Annotated in this window: 16 protein-coding genes; 11 read left to right on the plus strand and 5 right to left on the minus strand. The window is 70.3% G+C overall.

Annotation, left to right across the window (positions count from 1 at the left end; genetic code table 11):
* Window positions 1–51 precede the first annotated feature (51 nt).
* Window positions 52–336 carry a hypothetical protein gene (locus tag IS481_RS03900; protein ID WP_104358388.1) on the plus strand — a complete coding sequence of 95 codons (285 nt, stop codon included), beginning with the start codon at window positions 52–54 and terminating at the stop codon, window positions 334–336.
* A 7-nt stretch (window positions 337–343) separates the two neighbouring features.
* Here IS481_RS03900 and miaB read toward each other — a convergent pair whose 3' ends face one another.
* From miaB to IS481_RS03925, 5 genes are all read right to left on the minus strand, one after another.
* Complete coding sequence (miaB, locus tag IS481_RS03905; protein WP_104358389.1) at window positions 344–1,693, minus strand: tRNA (N6-isopentenyl adenosine(37)-C2)-methylthiotransferase MiaB; 1,350 nt, start codon at window positions 1,691–1,693, stop codon at window positions 344–346.
* 11 nt (window positions 1,694–1,704) lie between these two features.
* Window positions 1,705–2,097: a hypothetical protein gene (locus IS481_RS03910; protein ID WP_104358390.1), complete on the minus strand. Its 393-nt coding sequence runs from the start codon at window positions 2,095–2,097 to the stop codon at window positions 1,705–1,707.
* A gap of 141 nt (window positions 2,098–2,238) precedes the next feature.
* The gene (locus tag IS481_RS03915) at window positions 2,239–3,459 is read right to left on the minus strand and encodes an MFS transporter (protein WP_104358391.1); all 1,221 of its coding nucleotides are present in this window, start codon (window positions 3,457–3,459) and stop codon (window positions 2,239–2,241) included.
* Window positions 3,460–3,517: 58 nt separating this feature from the next.
* Window positions 3,518–4,138, minus strand: a complete 621-nt coding sequence (locus IS481_RS03920) for a 2-hydroxychromene-2-carboxylate isomerase (protein WP_104358392.1) — start codon at window positions 4,136–4,138, stop codon at window positions 3,518–3,520.
* Window positions 4,135–5,013 (minus strand): CmcJ/NvfI family oxidoreductase, encoded by an 879-nt coding sequence (locus tag IS481_RS03925; RefSeq protein ID WP_194963335.1) that lies wholly within the window; start codon window positions 5,011–5,013, stop codon window positions 4,135–4,137. Before IS481_RS03925 ends, IS481_RS03920 begins: the two co-directional genes overlap by 4 nt.
* A 262-nt stretch (window positions 5,014–5,275) precedes the next feature.
* Between IS481_RS03925 and IS481_RS03930 the strand changes: the two genes are divergently transcribed.
* The 10 genes from IS481_RS03930 to IS481_RS03975 all read left to right on the plus strand — a co-directional run bounded on the left by IS481_RS03930 (window position 5,276) and on the right by IS481_RS03975 (window position 17,053).
* A complete protein-coding gene (locus IS481_RS03930; protein WP_104358416.1) occupies window positions 5,276–6,205 on the plus strand; it encodes a LysR substrate-binding domain-containing protein in 930 nt (309 codons plus the stop codon).
* Window positions 6,206–6,296: 91 nt separating this feature from the next.
* Window positions 6,297–6,680, plus strand: coding sequence for a DUF2917 domain-containing protein (locus IS481_RS03935; RefSeq protein ID WP_104358393.1), 384 nt, complete (start codon window positions 6,297–6,299; stop codon window positions 6,678–6,680).
* A complete protein-coding gene (locus tag IS481_RS03940; protein ID WP_104358394.1) occupies window positions 6,677–7,909 on the plus strand; it encodes an MFS transporter in 1,233 nt (410 codons plus the stop codon). Before IS481_RS03935 ends, IS481_RS03940 begins: the two co-directional genes overlap by 4 nt.
* Before the next feature lie 29 nt (window positions 7,910–7,938).
* Window positions 7,939–8,223, plus strand: a complete 285-nt coding sequence (locus tag IS481_RS03945; RefSeq protein WP_104358395.1) for a hypothetical protein — start codon at window positions 7,939–7,941, stop codon at window positions 8,221–8,223.
* A 321-nt stretch (window positions 8,224–8,544) separates the two neighbouring features.
* Complete coding sequence (fdnG, locus tag IS481_RS03950; protein WP_146079557.1) at window positions 8,545–11,625, plus strand: formate dehydrogenase-N subunit alpha; 3,081 nt, start codon at window positions 8,545–8,547, stop codon at window positions 11,623–11,625.
* Window positions 11,626–11,636: 11 nt separating this feature from the next.
* Window positions 11,637–12,518, plus strand: a complete 882-nt coding sequence (fdxH, locus tag IS481_RS03955; protein WP_104358398.1) for a formate dehydrogenase subunit beta — start codon at window positions 11,637–11,639, stop codon at window positions 12,516–12,518.
* A 9-nt stretch (window positions 12,519–12,527) separates the two neighbouring features.
* Window positions 12,528–13,148: a formate dehydrogenase subunit gamma gene (locus IS481_RS03960; RefSeq protein WP_104358399.1), complete on the plus strand. Its 621-nt coding sequence runs from the start codon at window positions 12,528–12,530 to the stop codon at window positions 13,146–13,148.
* Between the two features lie 46 nt (window positions 13,149–13,194).
* On the plus strand, window positions 13,195–14,211 hold the full coding sequence (gene fdhE, locus IS481_RS03965) for a formate dehydrogenase accessory protein FdhE (RefSeq protein ID WP_104358400.1): 1,017 nt from the start codon (window positions 13,195–13,197) through the stop codon (window positions 14,209–14,211).
* A complete protein-coding gene (selA, locus tag IS481_RS03970; protein WP_104358401.1) occupies window positions 14,211–15,653 on the plus strand; it encodes an L-seryl-tRNA(Sec) selenium transferase in 1,443 nt (480 codons plus the stop codon). The genes fdhE and selA overlap by 1 nt, the downstream gene beginning before the upstream one ends.
* A 38-nt stretch (window positions 15,654–15,691) precedes the next feature.
* Entirely contained in the window at window positions 15,692–17,053 is a 1,362-nt protein-coding gene (locus IS481_RS03975) for an NAD(P)/FAD-dependent oxidoreductase (RefSeq protein WP_104358402.1), read from the plus strand.
* Window positions 17,054–17,084 lie beyond the last annotated feature (31 nt).

Raw genomic sequence — 17,084 nt, forward strand, 5'->3', positions numbered from 1 at the left:
AGTGTCCGGCTATGGGCTTGATGGATGTCAACCTCGCCACACGCTTCCTCCATGGGTCCCCTCGACGCCTTCTGGCACCTGACCAACTTCTTCGCCCCGGCCGTCGGTGTCGGCCTGCTGAGCGCGTCACTGGCCAAGCTGGTCTGGCGCCGGGCACTCGCCGGGGTGGGCTGGCGGCGCCTGGCCGCCTGGGCCTGCGCAGGGGCGACCGTCGCGCTGGTGGGCGGGGCCGTGGTGCTCGGGCGCGACGGCCGCATGGCGACCTACCTCGCGATGGTGCTGGCCACGGCCCTGGCGCTCGGCTGGGCCGGGTTCGGGCCGCGCCGGCGCGCCTGAGCCGCCGTCAGGCCGCGACCTGCTCCTTGACCACCACCTCGCCGCGCAGCGAGTGCGGCAGGGCCTGGGTGATGCGCACGTCGATCATCTGGCCGACCAGGCGCTGCGCGTTCGGGCCGCCGGGGAAGTTGACGATGCGGTTGCACTCGGTGCGGCCCATCAGCTCGCCCGGGTCCTTCTTCGACGGGCCCTCGACCAGGATGCGCTGCACGGTGCCCACGCGGCTTTCGCTGATGCGGCGCACGTTGGCCTCCAGCGCGGCCTGCAGCTGTTGCAGGCGGCGCAGCTTGACCTCCTTGGGCGTGTCGTCGTGCAGCGCCGCGGCCGGCGTGCCGGGGCGCGGGCTGAAGATGAAGCTGAAGGAGCTGTCGTAGCCGACGTCCTCGACCAGCTTCATCAGCTTGGCGAAGTCCTCCTCGGTCTCGCCGGGGAAGCCGACGATGAAGTCGCTCGACAGGCTGATGTCCGGGCGCACGGCGCGCAGCTTGCGGATCGTGCTCTTGTACTCGAGCGCGGTGTAGCCGCGCTTCATCGCGGCGAGGATGCGGTCGCTGCCATGCTGCACCGGCAGGTGCAGGTGGTTCACCAGCTGCGGCACCTTGGCGTAGACGTCGATCAGGCGCTGCGTGAACTCGTTCGGGTGGCTGGTGGTGTAGCGGATGCGCTCGATGCCGGGGATCTCGGCGATGTACTCGATCAGCAGCGCGAAGTCGGCGATCTCGTCGGTGTCGCCCATCTTCCCGCGGTAGGCGTTGACGTTCTGCCCCAGCAGCGTCACTTCCTTGACGCCCTGGTCGGCCAGGCCGGCGACCTCCACCAGCACGTCCTCGAAGGGGCGCGAGACCTCCTCGCCACGGGTGTAGGGCACGACGCAGTAGCTGCAGTACTTGGAGCAGCCTTCCATGATCGAGACGAAGGCCGAGGCGCCCTCGACCTTGGCCGGCGGCAGGTGGTCGAACTTCTCGATCTCGGGGAAGGAGATGTCCACCTGCGGGCGGCCCTGCTGTTCCCGCTTGGCCAGCATCTCGGGCAGGCGGTGCAGGGTCTGGGGACCGAACACCACGTCCACGTAGGGCGCGCGCTCGATGATGGCCGCACCTTCCTGGCTGGCCACGCAGCCGCCGACGCCGATCTTCACGCCCTTCTTCTTTAGGTGCTTGAAGCGGCCGAGGTCGCTGAACACCTTCTCCTGCGCCTTCTCGCGCACCGAGCAGGTGTTGAACAGGATCAGGTCGGCTTCCTCCGGGTCCTGCGTCGGCTCGTAGCCCTGCGCGGCGGCGAGCACGTCGGCCATCTTGTCCGAGTCGTACTCGTTCATCTGGCAGCCGAACGTCTTGATGTAGACCTTCTTGCTCATGGCCGCCTCCTTCAGCGCTTGACCCAGACCTGGGCGATCGGGTCGAAGCTCCAGCGCGCCGCTTCCTCGCGCGTCTTGGGCCAGACCTTCTTTGCCTCGTCCTCGCGCAGCACCCAGACGTCCTTGACCTGGCCGAGGTTGTCGACGGTGTAGTTGACCACCAGCGGCGTGCCGACGATCGCGCCGGACATCACCAGCAGGTTGTTCTGGCCGCGGATGCGCGCGCCGGGCGACAGCCGCGCCGGCCGGCCGTTGAGCCGGACGTCCGGCGGCTGCACGACGACGAGCTCGCCGCGCAGGGTGTCTTGCGGGAACTGGCGCTGGACCAGGTGCTGGGCGTGGACCGCCAGCGGCATCGAGAGGGCGGCGGCCAGGGCGGCGCCGAACAGTACACAGCGGGACATGGTGTAGATCCAGGGGCTGTTGAGGAATGACGGAACGCGCGGGCGAGGTCGGCAGGGCGACGGCCGGCAACGCCGGCAAGTGTACCCCGGCCCCCGCCTGCGGCCAGCGGGCGACGCACCGGGCGCCGCCGCGAGGCGGACCTAGGTCACGGCCGGACGGGGCGCAAGGCGGTACAGGGCGGCGGACGCCGCGAGCAGCGACAGCGCCAGCACCAGGATGCCGGTGGCGAGCCCGTGCGCGCTCCAGCGGTCGATGCCGTGACCGAAGGCCACCGGCGCCACGGCCGACAGCGCCAGCGCGGGCTTGAGCATCAGCCCGACGGTGCGGCCGTACTTCGCCGGATCGAACAGCACCAGCGGCATCGCGCCGCGGGTGTAGGTGGCCGTGCCGTTGCTCAGGCCGTAGAGGAACGCGAAGGTCGTCGCCCCGGCCATCAGCCCGCCGCCGCCGAGGTAGGTGGCGATCGAGACGACCAGCAGCACCGCGGGCACCAGGTTCAGCGCCACCGGGTTGAAGCGGAAGGCCCACAGGGCGATCGTCGCGCGGCCGCAGAACTGGCCTGCGCCGAACAGCGTGGCCAGCCAGACCGCATCGCCGGCGCTCCAGCCGGCATGCCGCAGCAGCTCGATGAAGTGGGCCGCCATGCCGGTCTGCAGGAACACCACCCCCGCGGCGCAGTAGGTGTAGAGCCAGGCGACGGCCGGCTGCGTGGGCGGATGGCTGGCCACGGCGCCCGTGGCCGGGCCGGCCTGCGCGGGCCGGCGCGCGACCTTCGGCACCGCCAGGTGCAGCAGCGAGCAGGCGAGCAGGAAGCCGGCGTAGCACAGCAGCGCGCCGCGCCAGCCGAAGCGCTCCAGCAGGTGCTGGCCGAGCGGCCAGAACACGGTGGAGGCCAGCCCGCCCATGATCGTCACCACCGAGATCGCGCGCTGCGCCGCCGTCCCCGCGATGCCGGCCAGCGTCGCGAACACCGCGTCGTACAGCGCCAGCCGCATGCCCAGCCCGATCAGGACCCAGGCCGACAGGTACACCGGGTAGCGGTCGACTGCCGCCAGCACGGTGCAGCCCAGCGCGCCGATCCAGCAGCCGCTCATCAGCGGCAGTCGCCCGCCGCGCTCGTCGATCCAGCGGCCCACGGTATAGGAGCAGGCCGCCATCACCAGCATTGCCAGGGCGAAGCCGGTCTGCACGCGGGCGCTGCTCCAGTGCATCTCCGCGGCGATCGCGGCAGCGAACACCGCGATCAGGTAGTGCAGCGTGCCCCAGGCGATCAGCTGCGACAGGCCCAGGGCGGCCAGCAGCCGCCAGGTCAGCGCGTGGTAGGGGTGGCCTGCGGCCGGCGCGGCGAAGGAGGTGCTCATCGCCTGCGCATCGTACGGTGCGCCGCGCGCCGCGGGAAGGGCAGGCACAGGGGCTGCGTCAGCGCTCCGGGCGTCCGGCCTCGCCGGTCGCCCAGGCCAGGGCCTGCTCCAGGCGGTCGTTGCCCCAGAACATCTCGTCCGCGACGAAGAAGGTCGGCGCGCCGAAGATGCCGCGCGCCTGCGCTTCCTCGGTCTGGCGGCGCAGGCGCAGCTTGACGTCTTCCTGCTGCGCGCGCTCGATCCACACGCCCGAATGCTGGCCGACGGCCGACAGCACCTCGCTGACCGCCTCCATGTCCTCGATGTCCTGGTCGGCGGCGAAGTTGCGCAGGAACAGGGCCTGGCAGAACTCCGGCAGCCAGGGCTGGCCGTCGGCCGCCACGGCGACGCGGTGCGCGAGCAGCGCGGCGCGCGGGAACTGGCTGGGCCGGCGAAACGGCAGGCCCAGGCGGGCGGCTTCGCGTTCCATGTCGCGCCAGACGTAGCGGCCCTTCTCGCGCTGCACCACGGAGGGCGAGGAGGGCCATCCGAGCGCACGGAACACGGGGCCGAGCAGGAACGGCTTCCACGCGACCTGCACGCCGGCCCGGGCGGCCAGCCGGTCGATGCGCATTGCGGCCAGGTAGCTGTAGTTGCTGCCGAAGTCGAACCAGAACTCGAGCACGGGACGTGGCGTCATGGCTGCCTCCACTCCATCACGACCAGGATGCGCGCCTCGATGCTCTGCCGCGGCGGGGTGCCCGGCGGGATGTCGGGCAGCTCGAACGCCGCATGCGGGGTGTAGCGGGCCACGCCTTCGGCGGAGTCGTACTGCTTGAACACCAGCGTCTCGTGCGGGCGCATCCCGGGGTAGTAATACCAGCGGTGCCGGGCCGCGTGCCGGTACAGGTAGATCTCGCCACGCCGCCGCGGGTAGCGCACCTCGCCGACCACGGCGTCGCCGGGGGTCACCGAGCGGGCGTCGCACACCGCCAGCGGCGCATCGAGCACCGGGTGCGCCAGCGGGCGCCAGACGTTGACGATGCAGTAGCGCGCCACGGCCCCGGCCAGGGCCTCGTCGGCCAGCACCAGCCTCAGCCGGCGTTGCCCGGAGGCTTCCGTGTAGTCGTTGTGCACCCGCCCGTTGGCGGTCGGCGCGCTGCCGCGCACCGTGCGGCCGAAGCTGAGCGTCGGCTGCGCGGGGTCGCGCTTGCGCACCAGGTGGTCGAACACCCAGGCCGCACGGCCCTGCGTGGCGGCCAGGGCCAGCTCGACCAGCTCCGGCTCGTACCGTGCACGCAGCTCGGCCGGGTCCTCGAAATCGCGCACCGCGCTGGGGGCGTCGAACAGCGCGAACCCGCATTCGTGCAGCGAGGGCAGCCCGGCTGCGCGGCGCGCGTCGGCGATGTGCATGGGCACGTCCTCGAAGCGCGCACTTTCCCACGGGTGCCCGTCGGGCGGGGGATAGGCGTACGACACCGGGGTGGTGCCATCGGGCAGCACGTAGCTCAGCCGGGCGACGACCCCGCCATGCCCGGTCGTCGCGTGCCGCCGTTCCTCCAGGATCGATGTCATCGGTACCTCCAGGACCATCTGCTAGACCCGGGGTCCATTGAAGAGGAGCGACGCGCCGGCTTCAAACGATCAATGGGGCCGCCGCGCACGACGGAATTTCATGTGAGCGGCCCGCTTGCCGCGCCGGCGCGCAAAATCGGACCGGTCTCGCATGACGACCGTGCATGCGAGGGCGCCGCGGAAGTCATCCCGTGCGGGCGCCGGGGACGGTAGAACGCAGGCTGTGCCAGCAGGAGGTGGCCGTATGTCCGATGAAACGCGCATGTCGCTGCCGCTGGTCCGGCTGCCGTCGCTGGACCTGATCAAGGGCTTCGTCGCGGTGGGCCGGCAGATGAGCATCACGCAGGCGGCCGACGAGCTGTGCCTGACCCAGTCGGCGGTGTCCAAGCAGATCCGCACGCTGGAGGAGGCGCTGGGCGTGCCGCTGTTCCATCGCGGTTACCGCAGCCTCGCGTTCACCGAGCACGGCGAGCTGCTGTTCAAGGTGGCCGATGCCTGCGTGCAGCAGCTGCAGTCGGTGGTGGGGCTGATGGCCGTGCAGCGACCCAGGCCGGTCACCGTCACGATGAGCACCAGCGTGGCGGCGCTGTGGATGCTGCCGCGGCTGGGCGACTTCCTTGCCGCCCATCCGGACGTGGACGTGCGGTTTGCGGCCACCAACACCGTGCTGGAGGTGGGCGGCGACGTGGACCTGGCCATCCGTTACTGTGCCCCGCGGCATGCGCCGATCGGCGCGATCCGGCTGTTCGGCGAGACCATCGCGCCGGTGGCCCATCCGGCGATCGATCCCCGTTGCCTGGACACGCGCGAGGCGCTGGCGGCGGTCAACCTGCTGGAGTTCGACTACCCCGGCCGCCCCTGGCTGCACTGGGCCGACTGGCTGGCCGCGCGCGGCTGGAGCACCGCCAGCGCCAAGGCGGTGCTGCGCTTCAACCAGTACGAGCAGATGGTGCAGGCGGCGTTGGCCGGGCAGGGCGTGGCGCTGGGGCGGCTGGAGCTGCTGCAGGCGCCGCTGCGCGCCGGCCAGCTGCGGCTGCTCGAGGGGCCGCGCGTCGCGCCGTTCGACAGCGGCCAGGCCTTCTGGCTGATCGGCGCAGGCGACGACGTGCCCGACCCGGTGCGACGCGTGGCCGACTGGATCCTCCATTGCGCGCAGGAGGTGCGCACCGCCGCCTGGGCGCCGTTGCCATGAACGGGCGTCCGCTTCGCGCGCCCGAAGTTTCAAGTGACAGGGCTTGGGCGCGTGCCCAGCATGGAAGCACCAACGTCATTGCGGGGCATCCATGCGTTTCCTTTCCCTTGATCTGTGGTCCCTGCCGTCCTGGCTGGGGCGGGGCGCGCGCCGCACGGCGCGGCCCGAGGTCCGTGCGGCGACGCTGAGCTACGAGGCGTGGAACCGGGCGGGCCCGGGCGGGCGCCGCACGACGCCGTTGCCGGCCGGCTTCACGTTCGAGCCGCACGGCTGCCGGGTGCTGGTGCTGCGCCCGTCCGTCGCGCTGGTGCTGGGCTGCACCCAGGGCACGTTGTGGGTGACGCGGCACCTGGACGTCGAGGACCACGTGCTGCACGCCGGCGCGACGCTCGCGGTGCGCGCCGGCGACGTGGTCGTCGTCACCGGCACCCGCGCGCGGCTGTCGGTCACGGCCGCCGGAGGGAGGCGCACATGAGCGCCGCGTCCTCCCGCCTGTCCGGCGCGCTGGTGGCGACCCTGGTGGCGGCCAGCTTCATCTCGCTGATGTCCTTCGGCGTGCGCGCGGCGTTCGGCCTGTTCACCGCGCCGCTGCCGCCGGACCTCGGCATCACGCGCGAGGCGTACTCGCTCGCGATCGCGGTGCAGAACCTGTGCTGGGGCGTGACGCAGCCGTTTGCCGGCCACCTGACCGACCGCTTCGGGGCGCGCCGGGTGATGCTGGTCGGCGCGCTGCTGTACCTGGCCGGCATCCTCGGGTTGATGGTGTCCGGGACCGCGCTGCACGTGCTGCTGAGCGCGGGCGTGCTGGTCGGCGTCGGCATGGGCGGGGCCTCGTTCTCGACCGCGCTGGCCGCGCTGGGCCGGGTGATGCCGGAATCGCACCGCTCGTGGGCGCTCGGGGTCGGCACCGCCGCGGGATCGCTGGGGCAGTTCGTGATCGTCCCGCTGGTGCAGGCCTGCATCGACCTGGGTGCGCACTGGTCCGCGGGCGCGGGCTGCATGGCCGCGGGCATCGCTTCCATCCTGGTGGCCGCGTGGTTCGTCCGCGAGGTGCCCGCCGCGGGGGGCGCCGCCGCCGTGCCGGCGGCCTCGGCGCGGACGGTGCTGGGCGGGGCGTTCGCGCACCGCAGCTACGTCTGGCTGGTGCTGGGCTTCTTCGTCTGCGGCTTTCAGCTCGCCTTCATCACGACGCACTTTCCCGCCTACCTCGGTGACCTGGGTGTCTCGGCCAGCCTGTCGTCCTGGGCGGTGGCGATGATCGGGCTGTTCAACGTGCTGGGCGCCTACCTGGCCGGCACGCTGGGCGGCCGCTGGGGCAAGAAGCCGCTGCTGGTGTGGATCTACCTGGTGCGCGGCGCGCTGATCGCCGGCTTCGTGCTGCTGCCGGTGTCGACCGCGACGGTGCTCGGCTTCGGCGCAGGCATGGGGCTGCTGTGGCTGTCGACCGTGCCGCTCACCTCGGGCCTGGTGGCGACCTTCTTCGGCACGCGCTACATGGGCATGCTGTTCGGCATCGCCTTCTTCAGCCACCAGGTCGGCTCCTTCCTGGGCGTGTCGCTCGCGGGTGCGGTGTACCAGCGCACCGGCTCGTACGACGCGATGTGGTGGGGCTGCGTCGCGCTGTCGCTGCTGGCGGCGGTGGCGAACCTGCCGGTACGCGAGCAGCCTGCCGAGCGCTTCCTGCGCCTGGCGGGTGCGCGCTGAACCGGAGGAGCGCCATGCGGCGGCATGTGATGGTGCCCCTCGTGCTGCTGGGCGTGCTGGCAGGCACGGCGCTCGCCGTCGATGCGCTGGCGCGCCGCAGCGACGCAGGCGGCGCGGTGCTCGTCTGGACGACACGGCCGGCGCGCCTGCTGCGCACCCTGCCACCCTCGGTGCGGGTGGTGCGCACCTGGGATGACGGGCGGCTGGTCCAGCTGCATGCGGCCTCGCTGCGGGCGCTCGACGGCGCGATGCTGGACGCCCCGCTGCGCCTGCACCTGTCGGGCTGGGCCGTTGCGCTGGCCGGTTGCGGGTGAACCACGCGTCCTTCCTGTTGGCCTGTCGCCGACCTGCAACAACCGGTGCGCGTTGCGGACGGCACCGCGTCGTGCGCCGGTTCGCGCATCGCGCGCCGGCGCCGTCATCCGGGCCGGCTTTGCGACAGGTTGTCGCGATCCCTCGAGACACCCCGGCGCAAGGTGCGACAACTTGTCGCGACGGGCTGCCACGACACCTGTGCATTTCGTTTCATAGGGGAAACAGTGGAGCGACCGCGGGTTCCCACTCGGGTCCAATCCACACGCACAGTCAGGTCCGGTGCCGCGTGCGGCCCCCCTAGCCACACAGGAGTGACATCGATGGACATGAACCGGAGGCAGTTCTTCCGGGTCAGCGCCGCCGGGCTGGTTGGGTCCAGCCTGGTCGCGATGGGCTTCTCGCCCACCGCAGCGCTGGCCGAGACGCGCAACTTCAAGCTCGCCCGTACCACCGAAAGCCGCAGCATCTGCCCGTACTGCTCGGTCAGCTGCGGGCTGGTCATCTACACGCTGGGCGACAAGGCCAAGAACGTCAAGTCGTCGATCATCCACATCGAAGGCGACCCGGACCACCCCGTCAACCGCGGCACGCTGTGCCCCAAGGGCGCGGGCGTGATGGACATGATCCAGTCGCCGAACCGGGTGCTGTACCCGCAGGTGCGCGAGCCCGGCAGCAACGAATGGAAGCGGATCACCTGGGATGAGGCGCTCACCCGCATCGCGCGCCACATGAAGGACGACCGCGATGCCAACCTGATCCGCACCAACGACAAGGGCGTGACGGTCAACCGCTGGAACTCGGTGGCGTTCCTGATCTCGTCCGCCTCGTCCAACGAATCAGGCTACCTGAGCGTGAAGGTCGCTCGTGGCCTGGGGATGGTCGCACTCGATACACAGGCACGCATCTGACACGCGCCGACGGTGTCCAGTCTGGGCCCGACTTTCGGTCGCGGAGCGATGACCAACTCGTGGACCGACATCCGCAACACGGATCTGGTCCTGATCATGGGCGGCAACGCCGCCGAGGCACACCCGTGCGGTTTCAAGTGGGTGACCGAGGCGATGCAGCACCGCAAGGCCAAGCTCATCGTGGTCGACCCGCGCTTCACGCGCTCGGCTGCGGTGGCGGACGTCTATGCCCCCATCCGCGTGGGGACCGACATCGCCTTCCTGGGCGGCGTCATCAACTACCTGCTGAGCAACGACAAGATCCACCTCGAGTACGCCAAGTTCAACACCGACCTCACGTTCCTGCTGAAGCCGGAGTTCTCGTTCGACAACGGCCTGTTCAGCGGCTACAACGAGGAGCGCCGCGCCTATGACAAGTCGACCTGGGGCTACCAGATCGGCGAGGACGGCTACGTCAAGGTCGACGAAACCTTGCAGGACCCGCTGTGCGTGTACCAGCAGCTGAAGAAGCACTACAGCCGCTACACGCCGGAGATGGTCAGCCGCATCTGCGGCACGCCGCAGGACAAGTTCCTGCAGATCTGCGAGATGATCGGGGAGACCTCGGCGCCGGACAAGGTGATGACCATCATGTACGCGCTCGGCTGGACCCAGCACTCGGTGGGCTCGCAGAACATCCGGACGATGGCCATGATCCAGCTGCTGCTGGGCAACATGGGCCGTCCGGGCGGCGGGGTCAACGCGCTGCGGGGCCATGCCAACGTGCAGGGCATCACCGACATGAACGCCTACTCGGACGTGCTGTCGGGCTACATGAGCGCGCCCACCGACGCGGACACCAACCGCGCCGAGTACCTGGCGCGCCGCACGCTCAAGCCGCTGCGGCCGAACCAGATGTCGTTCCCGCAGAACTTCCCGAAGTGGCACACCAGCCTGATGAAGGCGTACTACGGCGACGCCGCGACGGCGGAGAACGACTACTGCTACGACTGGATCCCGAAGCGTGATGCAGGCTACGACGTCCTGCACATCTTCGAGCTGATGCACCAGGGCAAGATCAACGGCTTCCTCGTGCAGGGCTTCAACCCGATCGCGGCGGTGCCCAACAAGAAGAAGCTGTCGGCGGCGCTGAGCAAGCTGAAGTACCTGGTCATCATGGACCCGCTCGAGACCGAGACCAGCGAGTTCTGGAAGAACTACGGTCCGCTCAACGACGTGGATCCGGCCACGATCCAGACCGAGGTGTTCCGGCTGCCGACCGCCTGCTTCGCAGAGGAGGCGGGCACGTTCACCAACTCCAGCCGCGTCATCTCGTGGAAGGAGAAGGCGGTCGACCCGCCGGGCGAGGCCAAGCCCGACTCGGAGATCATCGCGCGCCTGTTCATGAAGCTGCGCCAGCTGTACGCCAAGGAAGGCGGCACGCTGCCCGAGCCGATTGCGGCGCTGACCTGGCCGTACCTCAACCCGAACGTGCCGTCGCCCGTCGAGCTGCTGCGCGAGATCAACGGCCGTGCGCTGCGCGACGTGCTCGCGCCGCCCGATCCGAAGAACCCGGACGCGCCGCGCGCCGTGCTGGTGAAGGCCGGCGAACAGCTGCCGGGCTTCGCGCTGCTGCAGGACGACGGCTCGACCGCGTGCGGCAACTGGATCTACAGCGGCTGCTTCACGCAGGCGGGCAACATGACCGCGCGGCGCGACACGTCCGACCCCAGTGGCCTGGGCGTGTACCCGAACTGGGGCTTCGCGTGGCCGGCCAACCGCCGCATCCTGTACAACCGGGCGTCGGCCGACCCGTCGGGCAAGCCGTGGGATCCGAGCCGCACCTACCTGTACTGGAACGGCAGGTCCTGGGCCGGTGCGGACGTGCCCGACATGCGGCCCAACGCGAAGCCCGAGGAGGGCGTGGGCTCGTTCATCATGAACCCCGAGGGCGTGGCGCGCCTGCATGCCGTCGGCATGGCCGACGGGCCGTTCCCCGAGCACTACGAGCCCTTCGAGACGCCGGTGGGCGTGAACCTGATGTGCCCGGACAACCCGAAGGCCGTCAGCAACCCGGCCGCGCGCGTGTTCAAGGGCGACCTCGAGGCGTTCGGCACCAAGGAGGAGTTCCCGTACGCGGCGACCACCTATCGCCTGACCGAGCACCACCACTTCTGGACCAAGCACGCGCGCAGCAATGCGGTCGTGCAGCCCGCGCCGTTCGTCGAGATCGGCGAGGAGCTGGCCCGCGAGAAGGGGATCCGGCAGGGCGACAAGGTGCGCGTGCGCAGCAACCGCGGCGAGGTCATCGCCGCGGCGGTGGTCACGCGGCGCATCAAGGGGCTCCATGTCGACGGCAAGGTCATCCACACCGTCGGCATCCCGATCCACTGGGGCTTCAAGGGCGTGACGCAGAACGGCTACCTCGCCAACTCGCTGACGCCGTTCGTCGGGGATGCGAACTCGCAGACCCCGGAGTTCAAGGCGTTCCTCGTGAATATCGAGAAGGTGTGAGGAGGTAGGGCATGGCCAGTCTGCAATCGCTCGACGTGGTGGCCCGCTCGGCCACCACCACCCCGACCCCGCAGGTCCGCAACGCGGTCCCGCAGGTCGCCAAGCTGATCGACGAGTCCAAGTGCATCGGCTGCAAGGCCTGCCAGGTCGCCTGCATGAACTGGAACGACCTGCGCGACGAGGTCGGGCAGAACATCGGCGTCTACGACAACCCGGCGGACCTCACGCCGAGCTCGTGGACGGTGATGCGCTTCTTCGAGGTCGAACCCGAGGAGGGCAAGCTCGAGTGGCTGATCCGCAAGGACGGCTGCATGCACTGCGAGGACCCCGGGTGCCTCAAGGCCTGCCCGTCGCCGGGGGCGATCGTCAAGTACGCCAACGGCATCGTCGACTTCATCAGCGAGAACTGCATCGGCTGCGGCTACTGCGTCAAGGGCTGCCCGTTCAACGTGCCGCGCATCAGCGCCAAGGACAACAAGGCGTACAAGTGCACCTTGTGTTCCGACCGCGTCGGTGTGGGGTTGGAGCCGGCCTGCGTGAAGACCTGCCCGACCGGGGCGATCGGCTTCGGCACGAAGCCGGACATGGTCGCCTACGCGCAGAAGCGGGTCGGCGAGCTCAAGGAGCGCGGCTTCCAGAACGCGGGGCTCTACAACCCCGAAGGCGTGGGCGGCACCCACGTGATGTACGTGCTCAAGCATGCCGACAAGCCCGAGCTGGAAGGCCTGCCGGCCAACCCGACCATCAGCTCGCTGGTGGCGCTGTGGAAGGGCGTGGCCAAGCCGCTGGCGCTGGCCGGCATGATCGGTGCCGTGCTGGCCGGGTTCTTCCACTACATGAAGGTCGGGCCGGTCGAGGAGAAGGCCGACAGCGACGAGAAGGCGGACGCCTGAGGAGGCCCCATGAGCAAGCTGATCCGACGCTACAGCGACGGCGAACGCCTGAACCACTGGGCGCTGGCCATCTTCTTCTTCCTGGCCGGCCTGTCGGGCCTCGCCTTCTTCCACCCGAGCCTGTTCTTCTTCAGCCACCTGTTCGGCGGCGGGGCCTGGGCGCGCATCCTGCACCCGTTCCTCGGGGTGCTGATGGTGCTCAGCTTCCTGGGCCTGTTCTTCCGGCTCTGGAAGGACAACCTCTTCGACGAGCGCGACCGGGAATGGCGCCGCAACGCCGGCCGGATGCTGCGTGGCGACAAGGCCGGCATGCCGCCGGTGGGCAAGTACAACGCCGGGCAGAAGACGGTGTTCTGGCTGATGGTGCTGAGCCTGCTGGTGCTGCTGGTCACGGGCTTCATGTTCTGGCGGCCCTGGTTCGCCCCGTACTTCACCATCGGCGTGATGCGCGTGGCGGTGCTGCTGCACTCGATTGCCGCGGTGGTGCTGGTGCTGACCGTCATCGTGCACATCTACGCGGCCATCTGGGTCAAGGGCACGGTGCGCGCGATGACGCGCGGCACGGTGTCCGAGGCCTGGGCGCGGCAGAACCATCCGCTGTGGCATCGCGAAGTGACGCAGGGCAAGTGAGGCGGGCCATGGGGTGCCGGTTGCACGCAAAGGAGACAATGAACGCATGACAGCCACGGGAACGGTGCGGGTGATGCCCGTCGAGGAGATCGTCGCGCGCGGTGGCGGCAACGTGCCGTACCTGGCGCCGCCGGCGCGCGGGACCGTCTTCGCCGAACGGGGCATGCGCCTGCGCCAGCTCGCCGCCTCGCACGCGATGGGCGATTTCCTGCGCTTCATGGCCGACGTCTCGCTGGCGCAGCAGGAGCTGCTGAACCGCCATCCCGAGGTGCCGCTGCCGGATGCGCAGGCATTGGACGATGCGGCGCGCTGCGGGGTGCCGCCGCTGTCGGCCACCGACTGGCCGCGCGATGCGGCCTGGCGCCAGGTGCTGCGCGACCTCGTCACCAAGGTGCGGGTTGCCGCGCCCGAGGCTGCACGGCCCGTGATCGACCGCCTGCTGCAATGGGACGACGTGCAGCTCGAGCGGCAGGCCGACGGCCTGCTGCACGGCGTGATGCACGGGCTGGACCTGGCCACCGCACCGCTGGTGGCCGCCGCGCTACAGGTGCACTGGACGCACCTGGTCATTGCCACCCAGGAACGGCACCAGGGCGGCGGGTCGGCCTTCGGCCGGCTCGACGACCACGGGCGCTGTCCCTGCTGCGGCAGCCGGCCCACCGCCAGCGTGGTGCGCCCGGCCGGTGATGCGCCGGGCCAGCGCTACCTGCACTGTTCGCTGTGCTCGATGCAGTGGCACATGGTGCGCGCGCGCTGCACGCACTGCGGCGCCACCGGGCACATTGCCTATGAATCCCTGGAGGCGGCCGACGCGCCGGGCGACGAGCCGCCGCGCCTGGCCGCGGTGCAGGCCGAGACCTGCGACGACTGCGGCCATTACCTCAAGATCGTGCACACCGAGCGCGATCCGTTCGCGGAGCCGGTGGCCGACGACCTGGCGACGCTGACGCTGGACCTGCTGGCCTGCGAAGCGGGCCGGCAACGCTACGGCGTCAACCTGATGCTGCTGTACGGCGAACCCGAACCACCGGGAGACTCGCCTCCCACGCCGGGAGGTCATTGATGGCCCGGCCCAGCGAGTCCGTCGTGTACGGTTCCCAGGCCAGCCCCAAGGACCTGCCCTCCGTGGACCGTCTGTTGCGCCAGCCCGCCGTGGCGGCGCTCGTCGACACCCATGGCCACACGCTGGTCGCCGCGGAAGTGCGCGCGATGCTCGACGCGCTGCGCGCCCGCGCGGTGGCGGGCGAGCTGACGCAGGCCGAGGTGGAGCCCGGGGCGCTGGCTGCCCGGCTGGCCGGACGCGTCGAGGCGCGCCTGGCCCCCCGCATGCGCGCGGTGCTCAACCTGACCGGCACGGTGCTGCACACCAACCTCGGCCGCGCGCTGCTGGCCGACGAGGCGCTGCAGCACCTGATGGCGATGATGTCCGGGCCGAACAACCTCGAGTACGACCTGGCCTCGGGCGGGCGCGGCGACCGCGACAGCGTGGTCGAGGAGCTGCTGTGCACGCTCACCGGCGCCGAGGCGGCGACCGTGGTCAACAACAACGCCGGCGCGGTGCTGCTGACCATCGCGGCGCTGGCGCGCGGGCGCGAGGTGGTTGTCTCGCGCGGCGAGCTGGTCGAGATCGGGGGCGCGTTCCGCATGCCCGACGTGATGGCCAGCGCCGGCGCGCAGATGGTCGAGGTCGGCACCACCAACCGCACCCACCCGCACGACTACGAGCGTGCGATCAACGAGCGCACCGCGCTGGTGATGAAGGTGCACACCAGCAACTACGCGGTGCAGGGCTTCACCGCGAGCGTCAGCGAGGCCGAACTGGCCGAAATCTGCCGCGCCCGCGGCGTGCCGCTGGCCACCGACCTGGGCAGCGGCGCACTGGTGAACATGGAAGACTACGGCTTGCCGCACGAGCCAACCCCGCAGGAGATGCTCAAGGCCGGCTGCGACGTGGTCACCTTCAGCGGCGACAAGCTGCTCGGCGGCCCGCAGGCCGGGCTGATCGTCGGCACGCGCGAGGCGGTCGGGCGCATCCGCAAGTTCCCGATGAAGCGGGCCCTGCGCATGAGCAAGCTGCCGCTTGCGGCGCTGGAGGCGACCCTGCGGCTGTACCTGCGGCCCGAGCGGCTGACCCGCGACCTGCCGACGCTGCGCCTGCTGACCCGCCCGGTGCAGGAGATCGAGGCGCTGGCGCGTGCGCTGCAGGCCGAGGTGGCCGCGGCGGTGGCGCCGCACTACGCGGTCGAGGTGGTGGCGTTGATGGGGCAGATCGGCTCGGGTTCGCTGCCGGTCGAGCGCCTGCCCTCGGCGGGGCTGGCGATCGCGCCGCTGCAGCGCCAGGGCATCGGCCGCGCGCTCGACCGGCTGGCCGAGGCCTTGCGCGGGCTGCCGGTGCCGGTGATCGGCCGCATTGCCGACGACCGCCTGTTGCTGGACCTGCGTTGCCTGGAAAATCCGGACCTTTTCGTGCGCCAGCTTCCAGCGCTGCGCGAGGTGCTGGCCTGAATCCGTTTTCCGTCACGACAAGCCCACAAGGAGTACACATGTCGCTTGATCGACGCCACTTCCTCATCGGCGCGGCCGCCGCGTCCACCGGCTGGCTGTCCGGCTGTGCCAGCCCGGCCGGTTCCTCGTCCCCGGCGGCCACGACGCTGCCGCCCATGATCGGCCTGCCCGGCCAGCAGCTGATGCCCAAGGGGCGCGCCCCGCGCGTGGTGGTGGTCGGCGGCGGCTGGGGCGGCCTGACCGTCTCCAAGCAGCTGCGCCTGAAGGCGCCGCAGGCCGAGGTGGTGATGCTCGAGCGCAACCCGGTGTTCTTCTCCTGCCCGTTGAGCAACAAGTGGCTCAACGACATCGTCGACGACAGCTTCCTCACGCACGACTACCTCAAGGTGTCGCAGGCGCACGGCTACAAGTACGTGCAATGCGAGGTCACCCATGTCGACCGCGCGGCACGGCGGGTCTACACCAGCCAGGGGCACCTGGACTACGACTACCTCGTGCTCGCGCCCGGCATCCGCTACAACTACGAGGCCTGGTTCGGCAACGACCGCGCGGCGGCGGATGCGACGCGCACCCGCTTCCCGGCCGCCTACATTCCCAACGCCGAGCACTTCACGCTCAAGCGCGCGCTGCAGTCCTTCAAGGGCGGCGACTGGGTCATGACACTGCCGCCGCCGCCGCAGCGCTGCCCGCCCTCGCCCTACGAGCGGGCCTGCATGATCGCCTACTACTTCAAGAGCCACGGCATCAAGGGCCGGGTCACCATCCTGGACCACAAGCCGCGCATCATGCCGATCGGCCCGGGCTTCCGTGCCGCCTTCGAGGAGCTGTACAAGGACTACATCACCTACGTGCCCAATGCGCACGTGCAGGAGGTGGATCCCTTCAACAAGCGCATCCGCACCTCGGCCGGCGACATGAAGTTCGACCATGCGACGCTGATGGCGCCGCACCAGGCCGGCGACATCGCCTGGAAGGCCGACGCGATCGCGCGCGGCCCGGACGGCAAGCCCACCGGCTGGACCGACGTCGACCCGCTGAAGCTGCACCTGCGCGGCGACGACCGCGTCTACGTGATCGGCGACGCGGTGGGCCGGGTCGCGCCGACCTTCGGCTTCTATCCCAAGAGTGCGCACGTCGCCAACGCGCTGGGCCACATCGTGGCCGGCTACATCGGCGAGCGCCTGGCCGGCCGCAGCCCGAAGGACGAGTTGCCGGACAACCTCTGCTACATGATGGTCAATGGCAACCCGCGCGAGGCGATCAGCGTGCAGTTCGACTACGTCGTCAACTCGAAGGGCGAGATCGAGCAGACCCAGATCGACGACAACGAGCGGCGCGAGGAACTCGTCACCGAGAACTTCCGCTGGGCGTCGCTGAAGTTTGACGACATGTTCGCATGATGACGAGGGCACGGCGCCTTTCTCGCAGTCC

Origin of the sequence: Caldimonas thermodepolymerans (genome assembly GCF_015476235.1) — a bacterium.
GTDB classification, from domain to species: Bacteria; Pseudomonadota; Gammaproteobacteria; order Burkholderiales; family Burkholderiaceae_C; genus Caldimonas; species Caldimonas thermodepolymerans.